At 49.1% G+C, this 4011-nt stretch carries 4 protein-coding genes; 1 reads left to right on the top strand and 3 read right to left on the bottom strand.

Features of this window, described 5'->3' with window-relative positions; all coding sequences use genetic code 11:
• Positions 1 to 1019, top strand: a 1019-nt coding sequence (locus BUE18_RS27010; RefSeq protein WP_244549389.1) for a transposase, incomplete at its 5' end; no start/stop codon positions are given.
• A gap of 98 nt (positions 1020 to 1117) precedes the next feature.
• Here BUE18_RS27010 and BUE18_RS27005 read toward each other — a convergent pair.
• From BUE18_RS27005 to BUE18_RS26995, 3 genes are all read right to left on the bottom strand, one after another.
• Positions 1118 to 1507: a hypothetical protein gene (locus BUE18_RS27005; RefSeq protein ID WP_073479221.1), complete on the bottom strand. Its 390-nt coding sequence runs from the start codon at positions 1505 to 1507 to the stop codon at positions 1118 to 1120.
• Between the two features lie 97 nt (positions 1508 to 1604).
• A complete protein-coding gene (locus tag BUE18_RS27000) occupies positions 1605 to 3626 on the bottom strand; it encodes a tetratricopeptide repeat protein (RefSeq protein WP_139264998.1) in 2022 nt (673 codons plus the stop codon).
• 249 nt (positions 3627 to 3875) lie between these two features.
• Positions 3876 to 4011: transposase domain-containing protein (locus tag BUE18_RS26995; RefSeq protein ID WP_139264820.1), on the bottom strand; the 136-nt coding region annotated here is incomplete at its 5' end.

Raw genomic sequence — 4011 nt, 5'->3', positions numbered from 1 at the left:
AGGCTATTATGCCTCGCCAATCCCGATTAGACGCGCCTGGATTATTGCATCATGTGATGGTCCGGGGCATCGAGCGTAAACCGATTTTCTCCGATGACCAGGACCGGGACGCCTTGGTTGATCGCCTCGCATCTGTGCTGCCTGAAACCCAAACCGCCTGCTACGCTTGGGTTTTCATGGATAACCACGCCCATTTTCTGTTCCGCAGCCCGGCGGCCGGAATTTCCCATGTCATGCGGCGCCTCATGACGTGGTACGCCGGATATTTTAACCGCCGTCATTTTCGCTGCGGCTCCTTGTTTCAAAACCGTTTCAAATCCGTGCTATGTCAGGAAAACGCCTATTTCAAGGAACTGGTTCGGTATATTCACCTGAACCCTCTGAGAGCAGGAGCGGTTTCCGATCTTAAGGGACTTGCATCCCACCGGTATTGCGGGCACGGTGTTCTGCTTGGAAAGCGTCCGGCCATCTGGCAGGACGCGGATTTTGTCTTGGCGGGATTCGGAGGTTCTTTGCGCGCCTCCCGCAGGCGCTATCTGGATTTTGTCCAGGCCGGATTATCGTTGGGGCGGCGGGAAGACCTTACCGGAGGCGGGCTCGTCCGCAGCCTGGGAGGATGGGAGGCGGTGAAAACGGCTTTTCCGTCCAAGGAGACCCGGCAAAAGAGCGACCAGCGGATTTTAGGAGACGGGGATTTTGTTCAGTCTGTGCTGGCGCAGGCTGAGGAGAACCTATCCTCCAAGTATCTTTTGGCCGCCCAAGGCGTGGACCGGGCGAAAGCGCTGGAAAAAGCATCGGCGATTTTTGGAGTGGATGAAAGATGGATTCTTGACAGATCCCGGAAACACCCTTTGGCGGACGCCAGGAGCCTCTATTGTTATTGGTCGGTGAGAAAGTTGGGCTTTGCACTGGCTGACCTGGCGCGCGAGTTGTCCATGTCCGTATCGGGGATAGCCCGCGCTGTTGAACGCGGAAGACGGATAGCCCTGGAAAACGGGTATTCCATAGAAGGAGATTGAATCCGTCCCAAATCCATGCAGAATAGACAGTTAGTCAAATAATCAAAGACGTCCCCAAAAGTCACAAATCCATGCAGAATAGACAGTTAGTCAAATAATCAAAGACGTCCCCAAAAGTCAGGTTTTTTAAAGCGAGACATAAAGTGTGAGCATCCAATAGCAATGGCTGAAAATATTTCGAAGACTATTAGCAGACAACCGATAGATTCATAAGACGTGATGTTGTCCATGCTCCATTCCAGTTTTGGGAATTCTGACGTCGCCCAAAAAGCCAGCAAGAGCGCGCAAACAATCCAAACGAAATGAAACAGGTTTCTAAAAAATCGGGCAGGGGTCGAAGACTGTTTTTGCTCGGCTGGTAAATGCTTCGGCTGCTCATCAAGGCTGTTTGAGGCCATACTCTCGGTGCGAACAGCAAATTTTTCCATAAGCACAAAGGTAAAAAAATACAGAACATTAAGAAAGACGCCAATTGCAATGTATTTCATAAATCGTTCCCCTCACAAGCGGTGCGCCGCCTGCAATTAAAAGGCTATTTTTCAAAAAACAAGCGCGTTATTTCTTCGTGATTGTAAAAAAATGAACCTAAGTCGCCGACATTTTCATTTCCTTCCTCAAACTTTCAAGATTGTTTTTAAACCCAATTGTATTGGGGTGCTGCGGCCCTAATTTTTTTTCAGCGATTTCCGAAGCCCTTAGAAAAAGGGGCTCCGCCTCGCCGTATTTTCCCTGGACCTGATAAAACCCGGCCAGGTTGTTGCAGATCATGGCCACATCAGGATGGTCCTTACCCATGGTATTTTCAACGATTTCCAAAGCCCTCAAAAATAGCGGCTCCGCCTTGCCGTATTTCCCTTGGTCCAGATAAAGCAAAGCCAGATTGTTGCAGGTCTCAGCCACATCAGGGTGGTCTTTGCCCATGACTTTTTCTTTGATCTTCAAAGCCTTTAAAAATAGCGGCTCCGCCTTGCCGTATTGGCCCTGAACCCTATATAGCTCAGCCAGGTTGCTGCGGAGCCCGGCCACAGAAGGGTGGTCGGGACCCAAGATTTTTTCATTAATTCCCAAGGCCCTCAAAAATAGAGGCTCCGCTTCTCCGTATTTTCCCTGCTGTTTATAAAGAGAAGCCAAGCTGCCGCAGGTCGCGGCTATGTCAGGATGGTTGGCATCTAATACTTTTTCATTTATTGCCAAAGCCTTTAAATAGAAGTTTTCTGCTTTGCCGAATCTTCCTTGATTCTGATAAAGCTGAGCCAGGTTGTTGCAAAACGCGGCGACATCAGGATGGTCCTGGCCTAGGATATTTTCGTGGACTTTCAAAACCCGCAGCATGAGCGGCTCTGCTTCGTCGTATCTTCCCTGAGCTTTATAAAGCCCGGCCAGATTGTTGCATGACACGGCAATATCAGGATGGTTCCAACTCAATACCTTTTCACGGATTTCCAAAGCCCTCAATAATAGAGGCTCCGCCTCGCTGTACCTACCCTGAGCCTTATAAAGCCCGGCCAGGCTGTTGCAAGACATGGCCGTTGAAGGATGGGCCATTCCCAGGACTTTTTCCCTAATTTTTAAAGCCTTAAATAGAAGCGGCTCCGCCTCGCCGTATTTCCCCTGAGCATAATAAAGCTCCCCCAGGAGGCGGTAAGACTCGGCTGTAGAAAGATTATCCTCACCCAGGGCATTTTCATTGATTTTTATCGCTCGCAAAAAGAACGACTCGGCTTTGCCGTATTTTAACTGGGCTTGATAAAGCCCAGCCAGGTTGTTGCAGGTCACAGCCACGGAGGGATGGTCCTTCCCCAGGTATTTTTCTCGGATTTTTAAAGTCTTTAAAAAGAGCGGCTCCGCTTCATTGTATTCCCCTTGAACAAAATAAAGACCGGCCAGGTTATTGTAGGATATGGCTACAAGAGGGTGGTCCATATCCAAGGCTTTTTCATTGATTTCTATTATCCTTAAATAGAGCGCTTTAGCTTCGGCGTATCTTCTCTGATCCTGATAAACCATAGCCAGGTTGTTGCAGGCGTTAGCTATATCAGGATCGTACTTATCCAGGACTTTTTCCCGGATTTTTAAAGTCCTTAAAAAGAGGCGCTCCGCCTCGCTGTGTTTTCCCTGAGCCTGACAAAGCTCCGCAATATTGCTGCAGGCTGAAGCTACATCAAGATGGTCCTTGCCCAGGATTTTTTCATTGATTTCCAAAACCCTTGAAAAAAAGTGCTCGGCTTCGGCGTATCTTCCCAGAGCGAAATAAAGCTGCGCCAAATTGTTCCAGGACTCGGCAGTATCAGGATGGTCCTTATCCAATAAATCATTTCGAATTTTAAGGGCTGCTTCCAACGGGGCCTGGGCGTTTTGAAACTGCCGCGCGTCTTTCCATGCACAACCCTCTCGATCGAGATACTGCGCTTTTGTAAGTTCCTCTCCCCGGGGGACCATATCGGCCGCTTCATGAAAATGCTCTGCAGCCAAAACGTAATTTAAACGGATCATTTCCAAAACGCCCAGTTCATAGGATGACGAAGCCGCGGAACGCAGGCGTTTGTCGGCCGACTCCGGAAAGTTCAGAGCAGCTTCTTTGTCTTTTTCCTTGGCATCCTGCAGCAAACTTATCGTCCGGTTAATATATCCTGAATCCAGGGCTTTCGCCGCTTGATGCCTAAGATTTTGAATTTCAGGGTCATCTGACCAGAAGCCGGAAAGTTCCTTTTGGAGAGCCTTATACTCGCCAATGGTTTTTTCAAGGATGGGATTCAAATAATCTATTGGAACGCCTTTTTCGCCTAAGGCACTTAAAAAGTATGTAAGCGCCGTTTGGGTGTAAGCGTCCAAAGAAGTACCCGGCAGGGATAAGAATCAATCGTTGGAGAGGTTAAAATCCGGGGTTGGCAGGAGGGCTTGGTAGTCTTCCCGGCAAGTCGCCAGGGGGAGTCTTTCAAATAAAACCTTCAGGTAGGCGAAGGGCTCCAGGCCGTTGGCCTTGGCCGTCTCG

Source organism: Desulfatibacillum alkenivorans DSM 16219, from assembly GCF_900142135.1.
GTDB lineage: Bacteria > Desulfobacterota > Desulfobacteria > Desulfobacterales > Desulfatibacillaceae > Desulfatibacillum > Desulfatibacillum alkenivorans.
The sequence above is the reverse complement of the archived record's forward strand: the minus strand, read 5'-3'. Positions and strand labels throughout refer to the sequence as shown.

Bases quoted from the DNA above. Each gene is read 5' to 3' on its own strand.
- BUE18_RS27005 (WP_073479221.1), bottom strand. From the start codon at position 1,507: ATGAAATACATTGCAATTGGCGTCTTTCTTAATGTTCTGTATTTTTTT.